The sequence below is a fragment of the Actinoplanes missouriensis 431 genome, from assembly GCF_000284295.1.
Classification (GTDB): domain Bacteria; phylum Actinomycetota; class Actinomycetes; order Mycobacteriales; family Micromonosporaceae; genus Actinoplanes; species Actinoplanes missouriensis.
Map to the genome: position 1 here is coordinate 4116919 of NC_017093.1, position 20194 is coordinate 4137112.

The window sequence follows — 20194 nt, forward strand, 5'->3', positions numbered from 1 at the left end:
GGTGGTGACGGCTAGCGGAAGTGACCGGCGGGGAGGAACTGCTCGGGGCGCAGTGCCCGAGCCGTAATCCTGGTGTCGCCGATCCACCCGTAGAACCCCTGGTCGTACGCCAGATCGAACGACGTCCCACCGAGCGTGAACGGCCTCCCCACCGTCGCCACCCCGCGCGCCGCCTGTGACGGATTACGGGCGATCTTCGAGCCGTTCACCCACACGACGCTGCGCTTCCCGTCGTTGACGATCGCCACGTGATGCCAGACGCCGACCGGCAGGGCGTGGCTCCACGATGTCGGATTGTGATCACCCTCGGCGGTGTAGAGCACATACTGCAGGAACCGCTCCGGCGACAGGTTCAGGCTGCACGTCGGCTCCAGCGGCGACCACCCACTGTGTTTGCCCGCGTCCCCGGCGCGGCCCTCCCAGCTGAAGACGCCCATCCAGGAATGGTTCCCGGTGAACGGCGACGGCAGCTTCAGGAACGTCTCGAACGTGTACCCGTTCATGAAGGTGGCGCTGTTCAGCGGCGCCCCCGGGGCGGTCTGCAGCAGCGCGCCCCGGTTCGGGCCGCCGTCGAAGCGGAGACTCGCGTGGGCCGGCGCGCCCCGATGGTGGTCGGCTGCCACGGTGAGCACGTCGGCGCCGCTGCCCGCGAGACGCCGTACCACGAGGTCGTTGCCCTTGCCGGAGAGATCGGCCACGACGGCGCCGTCGCTGACCGCCTGGCCTGCCGTGTCGAACCGCCAGTAGGCGGCGGTGTGCCGGTCGACCACGCGGGCCGCCGGGCGCGGCGCGGGAAGCGCCGGTGGCGCGAAGGCGGCGAACCGCTTCTCGAAGTCGATCTCCAGGCTGAACCGGTCGACATCGCCGGTCAGCTCGATCGTCTCCTCGGCGAGGGGGGACTTGCGCTGCAGGAACCACGGCGCGAACGTCTCCACGTCGATCCGGTTGCGCACCAGGTCGAAGCGGTACAGCCGGATCATGGCGGCGCCGCCGTAGTACCGGTCCTGATAGTTGGTGATGTGCACGTGGACGTCGTTGCCGGCGGTGTTGCGCAGCACGGTCCGCCCGGGCGGCCAGTAGTGGCCGTTGAGGGTCAGAAAAATCTGGTCGTTGTCCTTGATCAGCTGGTCCCAAAGGCGCTGACCGTTACTGGACAGGTACGCCTTGCCCGCGTCGTCCCCGTAGGCGAGGTCGTGCGTGGTGACGATCGCGGGCAGCGTGGGGTTCGCCGCCAGGATCGAGCGGGCCCAGGTCAGCCCGCCGTCGGAGATCCGCCAGTCCAGCGCGAGGATCAGCCATTGCCGGCCGCCCGCGGTCAGCCGGTGCGCGCTGTTGTAGCCGTCGGCGGAGGCCCCGAGGTACGTCGCCGCACCGCGGAACCGGTCCGGGCCGAAGACCTTCAGGTACGCCGTGCTGCCCCGCTGATCGTTCGTGCTGGAGCTGACGTCGTGATTGCCGGCGAGCACGCTGTACGGCAGCCGCCCGTCGATCGCCCGGAACGTCGAGCCGGCCAGCGTGATCTCCCGCTCGGTGCCGTGCTCGGTGATGTCGCCGAGGTGCGTCAGGAACGCGACGTTGTCCTCGGCGCGCTGGTCGAGCAGGTACCGGAAGGTGGCCTTCAGCGGCGCCGGGTCGGCGCTGTCGGCGTCGAACAGATACTGGGTGTCCGGCAGCACCGCGATCGAGAACCGGGGGTCGGCCTTGTCGAAACCCCTGGTCGATGCGGTGGCCGGGCTCATGTCGAGGGTGGCGGCGGCGGGCGCGGCGAGCGCGGCCGCGAGCAGGTTCCTTCGTTCCACGAGCAAAGATCATTTATGGGGTGCGGGGACGGCAGGCGACCGCCGGACAAGGAGCAGACAAACGTTCAGAAACCGCTCACCACGGTCTTGCCGATGGCGCTGCCCGCCTCCACGATCGCGTGCGCCTCGCGCATCCCGGCCGCGGTGATGCCGTCGATGCGGCGGGTCATCGTGGTGTGCAGCACGCCCTTGTCGACAAGCGCGGCGACCTGCCGCAGGATCTCGTGCTGCGCGGTGCTCGCCGGGTCGTGCAGCGCCCGGGTGAACATCAGCTCCCAGTGCCAGGCGATGCTCTTCGACTTCAGCGGCAGCAGGTCGAGGTGCGGCGGCTCGTCGATCGCGACCACCTCGCCGTACGGTCGCAGGATCTTCGCGAACGCCGGGATCATGCCGGCCGAGTGCGGGGTGAAGATGTAGTCCACGCCGCCGGGCAGATCGTCGTGGCCGGCCACCCGGTGCGCGCCGCGCCCGAGGACCCACTGCCGGGACTCCGGCCGGGACGCGGTGCCGATCACCTCCAGGCCGGTGAGCTGCCGGGCCAGCTGGACCAGGATCGAGCCGACCCCGCCGGCCGCGCCCAGGACCAGCAGCGTCCCGGTGCTCGCCGAGGTCAGCCGCAGCCGGTCGAAGAGCGTCTCCCACGCGGTGAGCGAAGTCAGGGGCAGGGCCGCGGCCTCGGCGAACGACAGCGAGAACGGCTTCGGCCCGGCGAGCCGCTCGTCGACCAGGTGCAGTTCGGCGTTCGTGCCGGAGCGGGTGATCGAACCGGCGTACCAGACCTCGTCGCCCGGCCGGAACAGGGTGACCGCGCTGCCCACCCGCTCGACGATGCCGGCCGCGTCCCAGCCCAGCACCCGGGGCTTGCCGTGCGGGTTGCTGCCGGCCCGCTGCTTCACGTCGACCGGGTTCACCGAGACGGCTTCCACCCGTACCAGGAGGTCGTGGTCTCCCGGCTCGGGAACGGGCAGGCTCAGGTCCAGCAGGGATTCGGGGTCGGTGATCGGCAGGTTCCGTCGGTAACCCACCGCGCGCATCAGCTCGGTCATGCCCCCACGGTCGGTTGCGCGGCGCGGGCCGCACAAGCGCTTGCGGGGGTACGGGCAACGCAGCGTGCCCGTCTGCTCCGGAGAACGGCGGGCCGCCGGTCATGCGACGCAGGCGCGCCGGGTCAGGACAGGCGATCCTCGAGCGCCCCGGCGAGCTGGGCGCGGCTGGTGACGCCCAGTTTCGGGAACGCGCGGTAGAGGTGCACGGCGACCGTGCGGGGGGAGAGGTGCAGGTGTCCGGCGATCTCCCGGTTGCTCAGCCCGCTCGCCGCGAGCCGGGCGATGTGCGCCTCCTGCGCGGTCAGCCGGACGCCGTCCCGGACCGCCGGCACCGTCACCCCGGCCGCCCGCAGCTCGCGCAGGGCCCGTCCGGCCAGGGCCGCGGCGCCGCACCGGCGGAACTCGCGCAGAGCCGCGCCGAGCGGCTCCCGGGCCTGCACGATGCGTCGCCGCCGGCGCAGCCACTCGCCGTACACGAGCTCGCCCCGCGCCACCTCGAAGGCGTTGCCGGCGTGCCGGGCGCTGCCGATCGACAGCAGGTGCCGCTCCTCGGCGTCCGCCTCCGGCGCGAGGACGGCGGCCGCCCGGTGCACGAGCGCATCGAGGTGCGCCGACCCGAACGCGGCGGCCTGCTCCTCGGCGGCCGTCACGTGCTCGCGGGCGGCGCCGGTGTTGCCGCTGCGGGCGCCGGCCTCGGCCAGGTCGGCGACCGCCCACAGCGCGGTGACCGGGTGCGCGGCGACGTGCCGCAACTCGCGCCACGCGTCGTCGGGCCGGCCGGCGTCGAGGGCGAGCAGCCCACCGGCCCAGCGGGCCCGGGAGGTGATCAGCGCGTAGGGGCGGTGGTCGGCGTACCGGGCGCTGTCCGTGATCCGGCGGGCCGCCTCGGCCGGCTCGCCGCGCAGAGCGTGCCCCAGCGCGGAGATCGCGGCGGCCTGCCCGGCGATCCGGGTGAGCCGGCTGTCGTCGGCGAGCCGCAACGCCTGCTCGCTGTCGGCGAGAGCGGCGCCCGGGTCACCGGCGAGCAGTCTGATCATGGCCCGGCCCTGCAGCGCGATCGCCTCGTCGCTGGTGGAACCGGCCCGATGGTGGAACCGCAGCAGCGCCTCCCAGCCGGCCAGCGCCGCGCCGAGCTGCTGCACCGACTCGGCCGCCCGTGCGTAGATCAGCAGCCAGTGGCTGGAACCCACGTCGCGCTCGGCGTCGCCGTCGAAGGCCTGGGCGAGCGCGGTGTCCAGGATCTCCGGCAGCCGGGGCCGCAGCCCGGCGGCCTGGCCGGCCGGGTCCACCATGGCGAGTCCGAGGTCGCGCTGCCAGGACGCCGGTCCGGGGACGGCACGGGCCGCGGCGGCCAGCCGGCCGGCGGTCTCCGGGGTGGCGCCCACCGACCACACCCAGCCGATCGCGCCGTTGAGCAGCCGGATCCGGTTCGCCAGGGCGTCCTCGTCGTCCCGGCCGGCGCCCAGCCGGGCGGAGAGGTCGAGGAACTCCTCGATCGGGCGGGTCGGCGTGCCGTAGGTGAGCGACAGCAGGATCTCGGTGGCGGCCAGGGCCGTCACGTCCGCAGGCCGGACCGCGAGCGGGACCGCCTCGCCGGCCAGGATGTGCGCCTGGTCGGCGAGCCCGGCCTGCCGGGCCGCCTCGGCCGCGAGCGCCAGCCGGTGCACGCGCGCCTCGGCACCCGGGGTGAGCTCGGCGGCCCGGCGCAGCGCGGCGACCGCCTCCCGCCGGGCGCCTCGGCGGGCGGCCTGGTGCGCGGCCGCCTCCAGGTCGGCGGCGACCGTCTCGTCGAGCCGCAGCGTCGCCGAGGCCCGGTGCCACGCCGCCCGGACCGGATCGCTCACCACCGCGGCCAGACGCTGGTGGGCGCGGGCCCGCTCGGAGGCGGTGGCGGCGCCGTACACCGCGGAGCGCACCAGCGGATGCGTGAAGACCAGGCGGTCCCGGCGCAGGCCGGCGAGCCGGCCACGCTCCAGCGGTTCGAGATCGTCCGGTCCGGCGCCGGCCTCCGCCCCGGCAGCGAGGATCTCCGGTACGGAGGTGGAGTCGTCCCCGGCCGCCGCGAGCAGCAGCAGCGTCCGGCTGGCGGCCGGCAGATCGTCGAGGTCACCGAGGAACGCGTGTTCCAGCCGCCGGCTCACCGGCAGTCGCTCCGGAACCGCTGCCGGGTTCTCCCGGGCGAGGCGGTGCGCCGCCGTCGCGTACTCCCGCAGGGCCAGCGGGTTGCCCTCGGCCTCGGCCATCACCCGTTCCCGGAGCAGTCCGTCGAGCTGCGGCGCCGTCTCCCGGACCAGCCGTTCGGCGTCGGCGTCACCGAGCGCGGTCAGGGTGAGGCGGGTCGCCGGGGACCCGGCGAAGAGCGGCGCGGCGAGCGTCCCGGCACGGACCGCGGCCAGCAGGGTCACCGGGAGCGCGCCGATCCGGCGGGCCAGGAAGTCGAGGACGGCGAGGCTGGACGGGTCGAGCCACTGCGCGTCGTCGGCGACCAGCAGCAACCGGCCGGCGGCGGACGCCTCCTCGAGAAGGCCGAGCGCGGCCAGGCCGATCAGCAGCGGGTCCGGCGGTGGCCCGTCGAGCACGCCGATCGCGGTGCGGATCGCGTCCCGCTGCCGGTGCGGCAGGCCGCCGGCGGCCGGCAGCACCGGGTGCAGCAGCTCGTGCAGGCCGGCGTAGCTGGTCACGGACTGGCTCTCGATGCCCAGGCACTCCAGCACGCGTAGGCCGCGGTCCTCGGCGGCCCGGATCGCCGCGGCGACAAGCGTGGTCTTGCCGATGCCGGCCTGGCCGTCGAGGACGACGAGCGTGCCGGCGGGGGAGTCCAGGGAGTCGAGGACCACCTGCAGTTCCGCCCGCCTCCCGATCACCGTCCGAGCCTAGATGACCTGGCTCGTGGCCGAGAACTAGGTCAGGTGACGGGTACCCGGCGGCCGGCCCGGACGCCACGATGGGACACGACGTGAGAGGGGTGCCGGTGCTCGTCGGCAGGGAAACGGAGCTCGCCCGGCTGCGGGACGCCGTGGACGCGGCGCCCGGCGGGGGCAGCGCGATAGCCGTCACCGGCGACGCCGGGTCCGGCATCACGGCCGTCCTCGATCACATCGCCGGGTACGCGGCCCGGCGCGGTCACCTGGTGCTGCGCTGCTCCGGCCTGCGGTGCGAGTCCGCCGAACCGGGCGCCGGCCTGCACGAGCTGCTGCACACCGTCCTGGACCGGGCGGCCGGGCTGCCCGAACCCCGGCGCAGGGCCCTGCTCGGCAGCCTCGGGTTCACCGGCGAGCGCCCGGAGCGGCTGGCCGCCGGCCTGGCCGTGCTGAGCCTGCTCGAGACCGTCGCCCGGGACCGCCCGGTGCTCGTGCTGGCCGACGGCTGGCAGTGGCTCGACCCGCTGACCGCCGAGGTGCTCACGTTCCTGTCCCGGCGGCTGCGCACCGCGCCGATCCTGCTGGTCGCCGGCCTGCGCGCCGGGCCGGCGACCGATCGCGGACTGCCCTGGCCGGTGGAACGGATCGACCTGGAGCCGTTGCCGGCCGCCGAGGCGTCCCGGCTGCTCGACACGGTCGCGCCGGCGCTCGGGGCCGGGATCCGGCGCCGGATCCTGGAGGCGGCGGCCGGTAACCCGCTCGCTCTGCGGGAGTTCGCGTCGGCCGTACCCCGCAATCGGGAGGCCGGGTGGCAACCAGCCGGCGGCGAGCCGCTGCCTCTCACCCCGCGCCTGGAGACCAGCCTGCTCGCTGAGGTCCGGACGCTGCCGCGGGCGACCCGGCGGTTCCTGACGCTGCTCGCGGCGGCCGACCGGGACCTGCTCCCCGAGCTGGTGCCGGCCGCGCTGCGCGCCGGTCTGCGGCCGGAGGACCTGGACCCCGCCGAGCGTGCGGGCCTGGTGACGGTGACCGGTGACCGGGTGCGGTTCCGGCAGCCGCTGCTGCGTGCGGCCGTGCACGGGGCCGCCACCTGGTCCGAACGGCGGGAGGCTCACGACGCGCTGGCCGCCACCGCGGAGGACGCCGGCGCCGCGGCCTGGCACCGGTCAGCGCTGGTCACCGACCCGGACGAACCCGCGGCCGCCGGTCTGGACAGCGGCGCCGACCGGGCGGCACTGCCCGAAGCGGTCCGCCTGCTGCACCGCGCCGCCACCCTGTCACCCGGCGCCGACCAGCGGATCATCCGGCTCGCGGGGGCGGCCGAACTGGCCCGGCAGGCCGGCGAGTACGACCGGGCGCACACCCTGATCGACGAGGCGATGGCGCTGTCACCGCAGGGCGCGGCGCTCGGCCACCTGATCGTCACCCGGACCGTGCTCGGCCTGACCACCGGGCTGCCGGATCGCTCGGTGGCCGCGATCGTGGAGTCGGCCGCGTCGGTCCGGTCGCTGATCGTGGCCGGGTCGCTGGCCTGGAACCATGACCCGCCGGCCGGCACCCGCGAGGCCCTGATGCGCCGGATCGACGAGACGCTCGCCGGGCGGGTCGCCGACGACGAGCTGATCCACGTCGACCTGCTGGCGCTCAGCCGGGCGTGGATCGACCCGCGTGCCGGTGCTGACGCGCGGGAGCGGTTTCCGCGGGTCATGGCGACGCTGCGGGAGCGGGCACGGGTGGATCGTGGCATGCGGCGCAACGAGACCCGGCACATGATCGTCGTCGCGGCCCGGATCGCCGAGGCGCTGCATGATCCGCAGACGGCGGCCGCCTGCTGGAAGCTGCTCGCCGGGGTGTTCGCCGGGGGTGGCTCCGATGCCGGGCGGCGCGCTGCGGGCGGGCCGGGGGTCTTCGCAGGTGGGGCGCGGCCGGAGGCGGACGACGTGCGGCGGCTTGCTGAGCAGGCGCGGACCCGGATCCTGCAGGGCCGGCTCAGTGACGCGCTGGCGCAGAGCGCGACCGCCCGGCGGTTCAGTGGCGACATGCCGGTGGTGCGGGCGCTCGCGACCGCTACTCACCATCTCGCGCTGGCCTGGACGTCGCCCGCCCTCGCTGCTGTGCCTGCTCCCGCTGACGCGCCCGCTTTCGCGGAAGCGATTGCCGATTGGGCGCGAGGGCTGGTCGCCGTGCGGGAGCGCCGGTTCCTGGACGCCTGGAACGCGCTCACCTGCACCCGGCAGCACCCGGCCACGGCCCGCAACGCGGTCGCCGACCTGGCCGAGGCGGCCGCGGGCACCGGCGATCCGGAACTCATCCGCCTGGCTCGCGCGCGCGTCGGCGAGGCCGAGGGCGTGGCCCGCGTGATCGGCTCCGACCACCTGCTCGCGGTCGCCGCCCGCGGACGGGCGATCCTCGACGGCGGCGACGCGGACTTCCTGCTGTCGGCGGCCGCCGCGCGCCGCGCCGGAACACCCCTCGACCTGGCCCGCACGCTGCTCGCGCACGGCGGCCGGCTGCGGCGGCAGGGACGGATCGTCCAGGCGCGGGCGCAGCTTGCCGAGGCCCGGTTCCTCTTCGACGGGGCGGGCGCGGGTCCGTGGGCCGAGCTGGCGGCCGCCGAGCTGCGGGCGGCGGGTGGCGCGTCCGGCTCGTCCGTCTCGGGGGAGTTGTCGGCCCAGGAGCTGCGGATCGCCCGGCTGGCCGCGGAAGGGCTCACCAACCGGGAGATCGCGGAACTGCTCGGGTGTTCGCCACGGACCGTCGGCTCGTACCTCTATCGGATCTTTCCGAAGCTGGGGATCTCGGGGCGGGTGCACCTGCGCGTGGCGCTGGACGCGTCAGCGGTCCCGCAGTGCGGCGGCGAGCTGGGACCGGGACGAGAGGCCGAGCTTCGCGAACACCCTGCTCAGGTGCTCGGCCACGGTCCGGTGCGACAGGTAGACCTGGTCGGCGATCTCCCGGTTGGTCAGGCCCTGCGCCGCGAGACGCGCGACCTCCAGCTCCCGCGACGTCAGGATCCGCTTGTCGTCTCGTCCGCCGGGCGGGCGGGCGGTGCCGCCACCGGCCGCCGCCAGCCCGGACTCGGCCTGAGCGGCCCAGTGCGCCGCCCCGGCCTCGCGCAGCAGGACGGCGGCGCGTTCCAGGTGGGTGCGGGCGGCGGTGATGTCACGTTCCCGGCGCAGCCACTCGCCGTACCGCAGGTGGGTCCGGCCGAGCTCGAGGCCGGCGCCGGCGCGGACGCCGTGCTCCAGCGCGGACTCGAAATGAGCCCGCGCGTCACCCGCCGGGCCGGCCTCCGAGCCGGTGCCGGCGGAAAGCTTGGTGCCCGCGAAGACAGCGCCGGAGGAGAGCAGGGCGAGCGAGCGCTCCCGGGCGAGCAGCAGACGCTCCGGGAACGCGGCGACGCCGATCGCCGCCTCGACCGTCGTGAGCCAGGGCGCGGCGGCCTCCGGGCGGCCGGACCGGACCGCGGCCTCGACCAGGTCGGCGCCGGCCCAGAGCGCGATCGGCTCGTTGACCGCCGTCGCCTCCAGCGCCCGCAGTGCGTCCAGGTGCCGGCCCTGATTGAGGGCGAGCACACCGGCCGCCCACGACGTCATGGCGTGCACCCGGGCGAACGGGGCCGCCCCGATCAGCGTCCGGGCCTGCTCGACGGCGTCGCCGGCGGCCGCGTCCTCACCGCGGACGGCCCGGGCGAGCGCCACGCTGGCGGCGGCGATCGCGCCGACCACCGGCAGGTCGAAGTCGAGGGAGAGCCGCAGTGCCCGCTCGGCGTCGGCCAGCCCGCCGGCGATGTCACCGGACGCGACCCGTTCGGTGGCCCGCCCGCACAGGGTGACCGCCTCGTCGCCGATCCGGCCGGACGCGTGGTGATGCTCGATCGCGGCCGTCCAGCACCGGTCCGCGGTCGCGAAGTCCTGCACGCCCTCGGCCGTGAACGCCAGCACGTTGACGATCTCGGCGTGGCGTTCCAGCAGGCCGGGGACGATCTCGGGCAGGTTCTCGCGCAGAGTGGTCAGGCCCCGGCGCGGATCGAGCAGGGTCACGCCGATCTCGTGCAGGGCGTCCCGCCGGTCCGCCGGCACCTCGTCCAGCGCGGCGCGGATCACGGCGCGGACCTCGTCGTTCTCCTGCAGGATGAACGCCTTCGTGGCGGCCCAGAGCAGGATCTCCGCCGGATCGGCGTATCCGGCCGCGAGCCCGGTCAGGTCCAGGGCGCTCCGGCCGGGCACGTCGGATGTCATGCTGAGCAGCCATTCGGTGCGCGCGAGGGCCCGTACCTCGTCCGGCGCCCCCGCCATCGGCATGGCCTGGCGCAGCACCTCGGCGGCCTCGGCCGTCAGACCGCCGCGCCGGGCCGCCTCGGCTGCCTCGGCCAGGCGGCGCACCCGGTCGGCGACCAGCGGCGACAGCTCGCTGGACCGCTGGTACGCGATCATCGCCTCATGGTTGGCGCCCCGGCGCGCGGCGGCGTCCGCGGTGGCCTCCAGCGCGGTGGCCACCTCCTCGTCCCAGCCGTAGGTGGCGGCGGCCCGGTGCCGCGCGGCCCGGCTCGGATCGGCCGCCACGGCGGCGAGAGCACGGTGTGCCTGCGCCCGGGCCGGCGACGACGCGGCGCCCAGGATCGCCGAGGTCAGCAGCGGGTGACGGAAGACCACCCGTCCGCCGGTCACCCGGACCAGCCCGGCACGCTCGGCCGCGTCCAGGCCGGCCGTGTCCAGGCCCGCCGTGCCGATCGCCGCGACCAGCTCGGTCGCCGGGACGTCCTCACCGGCCGCCGCGACCAGCAGCACCCGCCGGCCGGCGTCCGGGAGCTGGGCGACCTCGGCGAGGAACGCCTGCTCCAGGCGCTCGGTCATCGGCATCGGGTCGGGGAGCAGGGTCTCGCTGTCCCGCAGCGCCTCCGGCAGCTCGCGCAGGGCCAGCGGGTTGCCGGCCGAGATCTCCAGGACCTGGTCCCGGGCGCGCGGGCGCAGCGCGGGCGCGACCTGGGCGAGCAGGCGCGCGGAGTCCTCCCCGGACAGCGGGGACAGCGGCAGGAGCTGCGGGAACGCGGCGCTCCAGTCGGCGTACGCGCCGTCGGTACGGGTCGTCGCCAGCAGCAGCGCGGGGGTGGCCCGCAACCGCCTCGCCAGGAACGCCACGACCTCGGCGCTGGACCGGTCCAGCCAGTGCAGGTCCTCGACCGTCAGCAGCACCGGCCCGGCCGTGGCGGTCTCCTCCAGCAGTCCGAGCGTGGCCAGGCTGATCAGCAGCCGGTCCGACGCCGGGCCGTCCTCCTCACCGAACGCCACCATCAGGGCGGACCGCTGCCGTGACGGCAGCGACGCCATCCGGTCCAGCACCGGGTGCAGCATCTCGTGCAGACCCGTGAACCCGGCCGCGCCGGCGCCCTGCACGCCGCGCGCGTGCAGCTCCCGGAATCCCCGGCGGCCGGCCCGGCGGGCGGCGTCGCGCAGCAGCGCGGTCTTGCCGATACCGGCCGCGCCCTGCAGCAGCACGGCGGTGCCGGAGGTCTCGGCCCGGCGCAGCGCCTCGTCGAGAAAGGCCTGCTCAACGGCGCGGCCGAGGAGTGGCCCGGGTAAGTCCTGCGAGATCACGCCGCACACCGTAATCGGATCTCCGCCCGGCCGGGCGCGGGTGTGACAGCGCTCGCTCACCGGACTGCCGTCAACGTGCTTATGGGCATGATCGCCATGGTCGTGACAGTGAGGGCCATGGAGACCATGCTCAAGGGCCGGGCCGCGGAAGAGGCCGCGATCCGTGCCGCCATCGCGACGAACACCTTCCTCGTCCTCACCGGTGACACCGGCGCCGGCACGTCAGCGCTGCTCGGCCGCGGCGTCGAGATCGCGCGGGCCGAGGGCTTCCAGATCGCCCGGCTCGGCGCGCTGCTGGCCGCCGTGCACCGCGTCCCCGGAAGCGGCGGCGATCCGCTGCGGCTGCGGATGGCGGTGCTCGCCGTCGTGGAGAGCCTGTGCCGGCGGGGCCCGGTGCTGATCGCGGTGGACGACGTGCCGGAGGACGACCGGGAGCCGGTCGCCCTGCTGCTGTTCGTCGCGCGGCGGCTACGGGAGCACCGGCTGTCGGTCCTGCTCGCCGCGAGCGGCCCGCGCGCGTGCGCTGTCGCCGGCCCCGGGCTCACCGTGCTGCCGGTCCCGCCGCTGAGCCCGGCGGCCGCGGCGGGCCTGGTCGACAGCCTGCCCGGCGCGCCCACCGGCTGGGCGCGGGCGGAGGTTCTGCGGTATGCCGGCGGCAACCCGCGAGCCCTGATCGAGCTGACCCGCGCGGTGGTGCCGGCGGCGGGTGCGGCACGGCCGTCGTTCCGGCTGAGCGGCGAGCTCACCGCCGGCCTCCCGGAGAAGACCAGGCAGTTCCTCCGGTACGCGTCACTGGCCGCCCCCGAGGACATGGGGACCGTCCTCGCCGCCGCCGGCGCGGGCCTCGCCGACTGCCGCCCGGCGGAGGACGCGGGCCTGATCACCGTGCCGGCCGGCCGGATCGTCTTCCGGCACCCGATGGTGCGGGCGATCAGCGTGTTCAGCGCGACGCCAGAGCAGCGGCGGGAGGCGCACCGCAGGCTCGCCGAGGTGCTCCCGCCGGGCTCACCGAGCCGGCCCTGGCACAGGTTGCACGCCGCCGACCCCGACGCCCACGCTGCATCGGCTGGAGACCCGGCTGCGGGGCTGGGCGCAAGCGCCGCCGCCGTCGAAGGGGTCGCGCGCCTGGCCACCGGACTGGAGGCCGCCGGCCTGTGGGAGCGTGCCGCCGAACTGAGCAGCCGGCCCGCCGACGCCGCCCGCCGGTACGGCCGGGCCGCCACCGAGGCCGACCGCTGCGGTGACGTCCGCTGGGCCGCCCACCTCTGGCAGCGGATGACGGCCACGACCGGGGACGCCGCGATGCTGAGCACGGCCTACGCGGACCTCGGCAACATGGCGATGTTCCGCCCGGCCGCCCCGGTCCTGGACGTGGTCGACCGGCTGCTCAACACCGGCGGTGACGATCCCGGACTGCTCGCCCAGGCCGCCCGGGCCGTGCTGACCGACGGCGACCCGGCCGACGTACGCCGGTTGTCCACCCTCCTGGCGGGCGCGGCGCCGACGGCCGATGGGATCGGGCAGGTCCGTCTCGCGTTCGCCCGCGCCGTCGCCGACCCGGCGGGCTGGACCGGCCGGCACGTCCCGCTGCGCGACTCGGCGCTGCTGCGCCCGCTGCCCCCGGCCGCGGAACGCATCCGCCTGCTCTGCGTGGCGGGCATCGCGTGGGTGCTCGACGACGCGGACATCGCCGTGGACCATTACCGGCGGGCGCTGGACATGGTGAGCCGCGACGAGTCCCTCGGCGTCTCCGCGATCGCCGCTGTGGCGCTCACCGAGGTGCTGTTCGACCTCGGCATGTTCGACGAGGCCGCGATCCGGCTGCGGGACGCCGCCGACCTGGTCGGCGGCAACCCGGACAGCCCGGTCCGGCGCGCCGTCACCGCACAGCGGGTGACCCTGCTGACCCGGCGCGGCGACCTGGACGCGGCCCGCGCCCTGCTGGACACCGTGCGGGCGGATCGGCCGGACAGCCGGCTGGTCCGGTGCCTGCTGCACCGGGCGTCCGGGCAGCTCGCGGCGGCCACCGGGAATCACGGGGACGCTCTCGACGCGTACCTGAAGCTCTTCGAACCTGGCGGGAGACCGCTGCACTACCTGTTGTCGCAGCGGTCCGTCGTGGAGCTGGCGATCGCGGCCGCCGAGTCGGACCGCCGCGCCGAGGCGCACGCCGTGCTGGTCGCGGCCCACGCCCGGGCGGTGCGTGTCAGCCCGCGCCGAGCCTGGTCGTGGACCGTCGCGCTGGCCCTGACCAGCGACGGTCCGGAGGCGGAGGAACGGTTGCGCGCCGCCCTGGCCGACCCGGACGCCGTTAACCGCCGGCCGTACGAGTACGCCCGGGCCGAGCTCTGTCACGCCGACCTGCTCCGATCCCGGCGCCGGCCGATCCGTGCCCGGCCGATGCTGGAACACGCCCTGGACGCCTTCGTCCGTCTCGGCGCCGGCCACGACGCCGCCGCGGTGCGCGAGCGGCTGCGCGCCGTCGGCATCCGTGCCCAGGGCGCCGCCGACGCGACGTTCACGACGCTGACCCCGCAGCGGCAGCTCATCGCCCGGCTGGCCGCCGGTGGGCTGTCCAACCGGGACATCGCCGGGCGGCTCGGGCTGTCCCCGCGCACAGTGGGCTTCCACCTCTACCAGATCTATCCGGCGCTCGGCGTCGCCCGCCGCGCCCAGCTGCGCGAGGTCGTGCCGGCGTGACGCTCACCCAGCTTCTGGACCGCGGCCGGGGCGCCGCCGCCGTGGTCGCCACCCCCGGCCTCGGCATCTCCACGGTGCTCGACGCGACGGCGGCGGAGGCGGCCCGCCGCGGTGTCCGGGTGGTCCGGGCGACCGGTCACGCCGACGAGACCGACCTCGCCGGGCTCGGCGTGCACCAGCTGCTCCAGCCGGTGCGTGAGCGGGCCGGCGTGCTGCCCGGGCCGCTGCGGGCGGTCGCGACCGCGGCCCTGGCCCTGCGCCCGCACGCCGGCCACGACCTGGAGACGACCCTGCTCACCGGCGCGCGAGCCCTGCTCGGTGGCGGGCCGGTGCTGGTGGTCGTCGACGACCTGCACCTGTTCGACCCGCTCTCCGTGCGGATCGTCGCCGCGTTGGTGAACGAACCGCCGCGCGGGCCGGTGATGATCCTGCTCGGCGTACGCCGGCACCGGGCCGAAGGGCTGCTGCCGGCCGGGATCCCGGTGGTGCCGCTGGAACCGCTGCCGGACGCGGCGGCCGCCCGCCTGCTGGCCCGGCAGCCGGGTGCGCCGGCCGGGCGGGAGCGGCTGCGGCTGCTGCGCCTGGCGCGCGGCAATCCGCGGGCGATCGTCGAGCTGGCGCGTTCCGGGGCGATGACCTCGGCGCTGCGCCGGTACGCCGCCGTCACCGCCGACCCGGACGTGCTGTCGCTGGCCCGTCTGGTCAGCGTCGCCGGGGCGCTGCCCATCACGGCCGGGTCCCTGCCTGTCGTCGCCGGGACGCTGCCCACGGCCGCCGGGGTGTCCCCGCAGGTGCTGGCCCGGGCCGTCGCCGACGGGCTGCTGGAGACCGGCGAGGACGGCGTGCGTTTCACCGACCCGCTGGCCGGAATCGCCACCTACTACGCCTGCCCGGCCGCCGAACGCGACGCCCTGCACCGCAGGCTCGCCGCCATCCTGCCGGACGGCGCCCGGCACCTCGCCGCCGTGACGGCCACCCCGGACGACGCGCTGGCGGCCGCGCTCGAAGAACTCGGTCACGACCCGGAACTGCTGGAACGCGCCGCCCGGCTCTCCGCAGACCCGGCCGCCGCGGCCCGCCGGCACACCGCGGCGCTGATGCGGGCCGGCGCGATGGGACAGACCGGCTGGGTACGGGGCCTGTACCTGGCCGCCCCCGACGTCCCGCAGGTCGCCGCCGAGGAGACCGCTCTCGCCCTGTGCCGGGCCGGCCGCCAGCGCGAAGCCATGGACGTGCTGCTCGACAGCGCCCGCCGGCACCCGCCGTCGTCGCGTCTGGACCGGCTGGCCCTGGCCTCGGCGGCGGCCTACGTGGCCCGGCTCTCCGGCCTGGAACAGCACCGGATCACCGCCCGTGGCCTCTACCGGGACGTTCCCGGCGACGACCACCCGGCGATCCGGGCCGCGATCCGCGGGTCCGCCGATCCCTACGGTGACCAGCCGCCGGCGGTGGCCGCGCCCGGCTATGACCGGTCCGCGTTCCGGGCCCTGCTGCTCGCCCACGCCGCCGAGATGGCCTGGCAGTCGTCCGCCGCCGACGCGCTGCGGCCGCCTGCCCGGGACGCGCTGCGCGACCGGGACGACGACGTCGCCGGGATCGCCGAGCTGTGCCTGCCGCTCACCTCCAGCCTGATCGACGCGGGGGAGTGGGACGAGGCGGAACGGCTGCTCGACGACGCGCAGGCCCGGTGCGACCGTGCTGACCTGCCACTGCTCGAAGTGGAGATCGCCGCGATGCGGTCCCGGCTGGCCGGGCTGCGCGGCGACGGCACGGCCGCCCGCGAGCTGGCCGAGACCGCGTGGTCACGGGTCGACCTGCACCAGAACCTGCGGGCGCACGCGCACCTGCGGCAGGCGCTCGGCATCGCGGTCTACGCCGAGGGCAACTACGAGATGGCCTACCAGCATCATCGGAGCCTGTTCGGTGCGGACGGGCGGCCGCTCTACCCGGATTTCACGGTCACCCTGCTGCTCGGGGCAGCGCTCACCGCGTACCGGGCCGGTCGGGTTGCCGAGGTCCGGCCGTTCCTGGCGGCGGCCACCGGGCCGGACAGCCCGCGGCGGCGGATCCGGCTCGCGCACATCAGCGGCCTGCTCGCCGACGCCGACGCGGGCGCCTTCTTCGCGCAGGCCGTCGACGACCCGGCCGGGGACACCTGGACTCTGGAGCGGGCCATGTCGCGGCTCTTCTACGGCACGTGGCTGCGCCGGCAGCGGCGGCCCGCCGAGGCCCGCTCGCAGCTCACCGCGGCCCTGGAGACGTTCGAGCGGCTCGGCGCGCAGGGGTTCGCGGCGAGCACCCGGATCGAGCTGAGCGCGGCCGGTCAGTTCGCCGGGCCGCCGGGCCGGGAGTCGCCGCTGCTCGGCCGGCTCAGCCCGCAGCAGCGCCACGTCGTGCTGCTCGCCGCGGAGGGCCTGCGCAACTCCGAGATCGCCGAGCGGCTGCAGGTGTCGCCGCGCACGGTCGGCACGCACCTGTACAACGCGTACCCGAAACTCGGCATCAGCGGCCGGCGCGAGCTCGGCAGCGTCCTCGCCGGGTAGCGGCGGCCCAGCGCCGTGGGGACCATGGACAATGCCTGGTCAGCTTAGTTGATCACTCCGATGACGTGCTGCTTCGCTCGCCTGGGTGGAACGCCGCCCGGACCGTCGCGTCGACCGGCCGCGCCGCAGTCGCGTGTTCCGGTCCGAGACGCCGCGGCGCCAGCGGCGGCGACGTGGACGAGGCCACACGCAGCGCCGACGCCGCGGGGATGAGGTCACACGCAGCGCCGGCGCCGCATGGACGAGGTCACACACAACGCCGACCCCGCAGGGACGAAGTCACACGCAGTGTCGGCGCCGCATGGACGAGGTCACACACAACGCCTGCGCCGCGGGGATGAGGTCACACGCAACGCCTGCGTGGCGATTCATCAATGCCAGGGCGGGGATGAGGGCACACGAACCGTTTGCGTGCGACCTCATCGCGGCCGGCGTGAGCTTCGGTGTGCCGCCGCCCCCGCGACAGGGCCGCATCGTGAGCCGCCACCCACGCGCGAACTCACCGTGGGCCGCCACCCACGCGCGAACTCACCGTGGGCCGCCACCCACGCACGAACTCACCGGATCCCCCACCCGGGCACGAGCTCACCGTGGGCCGCCACCCACGCACCAGTCCACCGTGGGCCGCCCTCTCGTTCACCGCCCGAACTGGAGATCAACTTACGCCAAGTGGCATGGGGGCCATGGCGATCAGGTTCCCCGGCTCTGGACGACGAGGATTGTTCCGGATGGTTGTCGAGTGGTCACCCGGAGGCCGCCGCCCGGCAGCTTCTCGTGGACCGGGGGTAGTGGGTCGGCATCGACTTCCTCCCTGTTTCCTCGATCATGCGTGATGTTCTCCGGAAACAGGGAGGACGCGATCCTCTCCTCCATTCCTGTGAACACCTGTGTATTGGCATGAACCGGATCGATGACCCATCTGCCTCGGTATTCGACATCTCTGAAAGGATGAGTGACAAGACTTCCGGTGAGACCGCGGAGGGTTGAACTCTCATTCTTCCATCGAGATTGGTCGGCATGGGATTCGAGAATCGCCGAGGTTGATACGGGGATACCGGAAAAGGTGAGCAGGCCGGCGTCTCGAATCAGCGGGAGATTCACCGAGATGCCGTTGGGAGGAATGATTTCCTCAGTGTTGTTGTAATCTGCCAGGGCGGCAGCATCTCGTCGGAGGACATCCTCCCAGAAGAAATAACGGTCTTCAATCGGTAAGCGTTGCGCGAAGGCCACTTCTTCTACGAAACGGCCGCTCGCCAGTGCCGGATGCAGTTCCACCGCGTAGGACCTGAGAACCAGGTTCGTGATCGACGTGGCCACGGCGATGCCCCTATGGAGGTGCTTGGCGACCGAGGGGGTTGCCATCAGTTGCTGGACGGCCCGGGCGAGTTGCCGGACGGAATTTGAGCGCCCACCGACGTTGCCCTTGGCCTCGATCGCGATGACCTGCGGGCGTCCGTTCGCGTTCGTGGTGAAGGTGAGATAGTCGGGTCGCTCCATGCCGAACGCGGGAAGCGGCGCGCCTGATCCTGGAACCGAAACGGCTGTATCGACGTCGACCGTGATCGGCGCTGTGGTCGGGTTGGCCACGTGCTGTTCCACGAGATGGACGGCGAGGGCAATCCCGAAGTGTTCGCTGAACAGCGCACGAGATCGTTTCTTGAGTTCGTCGGTTATTGTCGAGAAGCGCAGTTGCGCAGGGTTCACGCTCGGGGCGTCGAATGCCCACAGGTATCGAATGATCGCCCAGACCGAGGCGAAGTTCAACGCGATATGACCGGAGAGTCCCGCCGCGCCGGCATGTTGCAGCGTCGGCAGATAGCTGGAGACCCGGCCGAGTTTGTGCAGTAGTTCTATCGGCGTCGCCGCCATGGGCGAGGTGGAACCCGGCGCCCAGGTGACCGGCCGCACTGCCCCGATGGGGAGACAGGCACGGTTGGCGACGTCGTTGGCGAGGCTCGGGTACGTAGCGACCGAGAGATCTCCCGCAAGGCCGAGGTTGGCGATACTCACGCCTTCGTTGTACCCCAGTGCGCAGCCGGAGGAAGGAAGACCGGGTGGCTCTCCCTTCCTCCGGCTCGGTCACGCCACGCGGACCCGGACTATCCGGTACGGCGGACGCCGGTCGTCCACCCCGTTGTTGAACAGCGGTGTCCGGGGCAGCTGATTGACGCTCATGTACAGATACCCGTCGGCGGCGAGCGCCAGGGTGTCCGGCCAGAGCGCGTCCGGCGCGTGCAGCACCGTCGACCAGGTGCCGTCGGCGGCCCGGCGGAGCACCGCGCTGTGCTCGTAGGCGGTCGCGTACAGCGCACCGGACGCGTCCATCTCCAGGCCGTCGGAGGCGCCCTTGTCACCGTGGTCGGTCACCTGCGCGGCCACCTGCTCCTCGCTGAGCGTACGGTCGAGCAGCGCCGCCGTGGGAATGCTGTAGAGCCTGCGGCTGGACAGCGGGCAGTACCAGAGGCGGGTGTCGTCGGCGCTCAGCGCGATGCCGTCGGCTCCCACCACGTACCCCTCGCGCACCTCGCCCTGCACGACCGCCCGGAAACCGTCCTCGGCCCGGGTGCTCACGTGCCCCCGCAGCCGTGACCAGCTCTCGCCGGTCTCCAAGTCCACGACGATCAGGGCGCCTTCGGCCTGCGAGTCGGTGACGAAGGCGTACTTTCCCGACCTGTCGAAACGAACATCGTTAAGGTACGTCGTGGGCGTGATCGCCGCCGGCCGGATGACCCGGAGCACGGTGTTCGTCGCCAGGTCCACCTCGACCAGCTTCGGCCCGTTCTCCACCCACGGCGCGAACGCGAGACTGCCGGTGTCCAGCAGCCACAGCCTGCCGCGCGGGTCCACCACGACGCTCTGCACGCTCACCAGGTGCTCGTCGTTGAACTCCCGGCTCGGGTACGGCACCGGCGTCCCGTCGACGACCTCGGCGACCGTGAACGCCACGTCGTCGCCCCACCGGGGGAAGCAGACGAACACCCGCCCGTTCCCGTCGGCCGTGACACCCGTCGGCATCAGGTCGTCGAAGGCGGCCACCGTCTCGTAGTCCGGGGCGGCCCACGCCCCCAGCGGCCGGTTCACTGCTCGTAGTACGGGGTCAGCACGGCACGGGCCAGGGTGTGCCCGCTCAGCGCGAAACCGACGAAGGCCGGCGTCGACTCGCGGTCCACGCCGATCGCGGCGACGCTCTCCACGTCCACGGCGTGCACCGCGACGTAGTAGGTGTGCCGGCCGTCCCCGGCCGGCGGGGCCGCGCCGATGTACCGCCGCAGCCGGGCGTCGTTCGCAACGTGCCAGGCGCCCTCGGGAAGCGCCGCGTCGCCCTCCGCGCCGGCGCTGGTGGCCAGCTCGGTGACCGACGCCGGGATGTCGGCGACCGCCCAGTGCCAGAAACCGCTGCCGGTCGGGGCGTCCGGGTCGTAGGCGGTGACGACGAAGCTCAACGTCTCGGCCGGGAAGCCGCTCCAGCTCAGCTGCGGCGACACGTCCTGGCCGCCGGCGCCGAACACGCCGCTGGCGTGACGCAGCGCCATCGGCTCGCCGTCACGGACGTCGGTGCTGGTGACGGTGAATCCCGGCACCTTCGCGATACGGTCGTACGGGGTGGTCATGGTTCCTCCTCGTTCGTGTTCTGTCCCGAAGCTAGGA

At 74.4% G+C, this 20194-nt stretch carries 10 protein-coding genes and 2 pseudogenes; 4 read left to right on the forward strand and 8 right to left on the reverse strand.

The genetic code is table 11. The annotated features are described in order from the left end of the window. Nucleotides 1-11: 11 nt before the first annotated feature. The 3 genes from AMIS_RS19310 to AMIS_RS19320 form a co-directional block, all read right to left on the reverse strand. Complete coding sequence (locus AMIS_RS19310) at nt 12-1799, reverse strand: LamG-like jellyroll fold domain-containing protein (protein ID WP_014444040.1); 1788 nt, start codon at nt 1797-1799, stop codon at nt 12-14. A gap of 65 nt (nt 1800-1864) precedes the next feature. Beyond that, entirely contained in the window at nt 1865-2845 is a 981-nt protein-coding gene (locus AMIS_RS19315; RefSeq protein WP_063711159.1) for a zinc-binding alcohol dehydrogenase family protein, read from the reverse strand. 122 nt (nt 2846-2967) lie between these two features. After that, nucleotides 2968-5709: an ATP-binding protein gene (locus AMIS_RS19320; protein ID WP_014444042.1), complete on the reverse strand. Its 2742-nt coding sequence runs from the start codon at nt 5707-5709 to the stop codon at nt 2968-2970. Between the two features lie 80 nt (nt 5710-5789). Here AMIS_RS19320 and AMIS_RS44985 point away from each other — a divergent pair. Further along, a pseudogene (locus AMIS_RS44985) lies at nt 5790-6233 on the forward strand (ATP-binding protein); the annotation flags it as partial. A gap of 861 nt (nt 6234-7094) precedes the next feature. Here AMIS_RS44985 and AMIS_RS44160 read toward each other — a convergent pair. Further along, nucleotides 7095-8207 (reverse strand): hypothetical protein, encoded by a 1113-nt coding sequence (locus tag AMIS_RS44160; RefSeq protein WP_231859349.1) that lies wholly within the window; start codon nt 8205-8207, stop codon nt 7095-7097. A 162-nt stretch (nt 8208-8369) separates the two neighbouring features. Between AMIS_RS44160 and AMIS_RS44990 the strand changes: the two are divergent. Then, nucleotides 8370-8510: pseudogene (locus AMIS_RS44990) on the forward strand (helix-turn-helix domain-containing protein); the annotation flags it as partial. Between the two features lie 30 nt (nt 8511-8540). Here AMIS_RS44990 and AMIS_RS19335 read toward each other — a convergent pair. Further along, complete coding sequence (locus tag AMIS_RS19335) at nt 8541-11303, reverse strand: AAA family ATPase (protein ID WP_172666606.1); 2763 nt, start codon at nt 11301-11303, stop codon at nt 8541-8543. Nucleotides 11304-11420: 117 nt separating this feature from the next. Here AMIS_RS19335 and AMIS_RS19340 point away from each other — a divergent pair, with 117 nt between their 5' ends. Then, a complete protein-coding gene (locus AMIS_RS19340; RefSeq protein WP_041829907.1) occupies nt 11421-14003 on the forward strand; it encodes a LuxR C-terminal-related transcriptional regulator in 2583 nt (860 codons plus the stop codon). Beyond that, a complete protein-coding gene (locus AMIS_RS19345; RefSeq protein ID WP_014444046.1) occupies nt 14000-16546 on the forward strand; it encodes a LuxR C-terminal-related transcriptional regulator in 2547 nt (848 codons plus the stop codon). The genes AMIS_RS19340 and AMIS_RS19345 overlap by 4 nt, the downstream gene beginning before the upstream one ends. A gap of 690 nt (nt 16547-17236) precedes the next feature. On the opposite strand, the gene AMIS_RS42775 is transcribed toward AMIS_RS19345, so the two are convergent. From AMIS_RS42775 to AMIS_RS19360, 3 genes are all read right to left on the reverse strand, one after another. Then, nucleotides 17237-18556, reverse strand: a complete 1320-nt coding sequence (locus AMIS_RS42775) for a hypothetical protein (RefSeq protein ID WP_014444048.1) — start codon at nt 18554-18556, stop codon at nt 17237-17239. Nucleotides 18557-18625: 69 nt separating this feature from the next. Beyond that, nucleotides 18626-19627 (reverse strand): L-dopachrome tautomerase-related protein, encoded by a 1002-nt coding sequence (locus AMIS_RS19355; RefSeq protein WP_014444049.1) that lies wholly within the window; start codon nt 19625-19627, stop codon nt 18626-18628. Further along, nucleotides 19624-20157 (reverse strand): YbhB/YbcL family Raf kinase inhibitor-like protein, encoded by a 534-nt coding sequence (locus AMIS_RS19360; protein ID WP_014444050.1) that lies wholly within the window; start codon nt 20155-20157, stop codon nt 19624-19626. The genes AMIS_RS19355 and AMIS_RS19360 overlap by 4 nt, the downstream gene beginning before the upstream one ends. Nucleotides 20158-20194: the final 37 nt, after the last annotated feature.

Coding starts and splice junctions, on each gene's coding strand:
- AMIS_RS19315 (WP_063711159.1), bottom strand. CDS start 2,845: ATGACCGAGCTGATGCGCGCGGTGGGTTACCGACGGAACCTGCCGATC.
- AMIS_RS19340 (WP_041829907.1), top strand. CDS start 11,421: ATGGAGACCATGCTCAAGGGCCGGGCCGCGGAAGAGGCCGCGATCCGT.
- AMIS_RS19360 (WP_014444050.1), bottom strand. CDS start 20,157: ATGACCACCCCGTACGACCGTATCGCGAAGGTGCCGGGATTCACCGTC.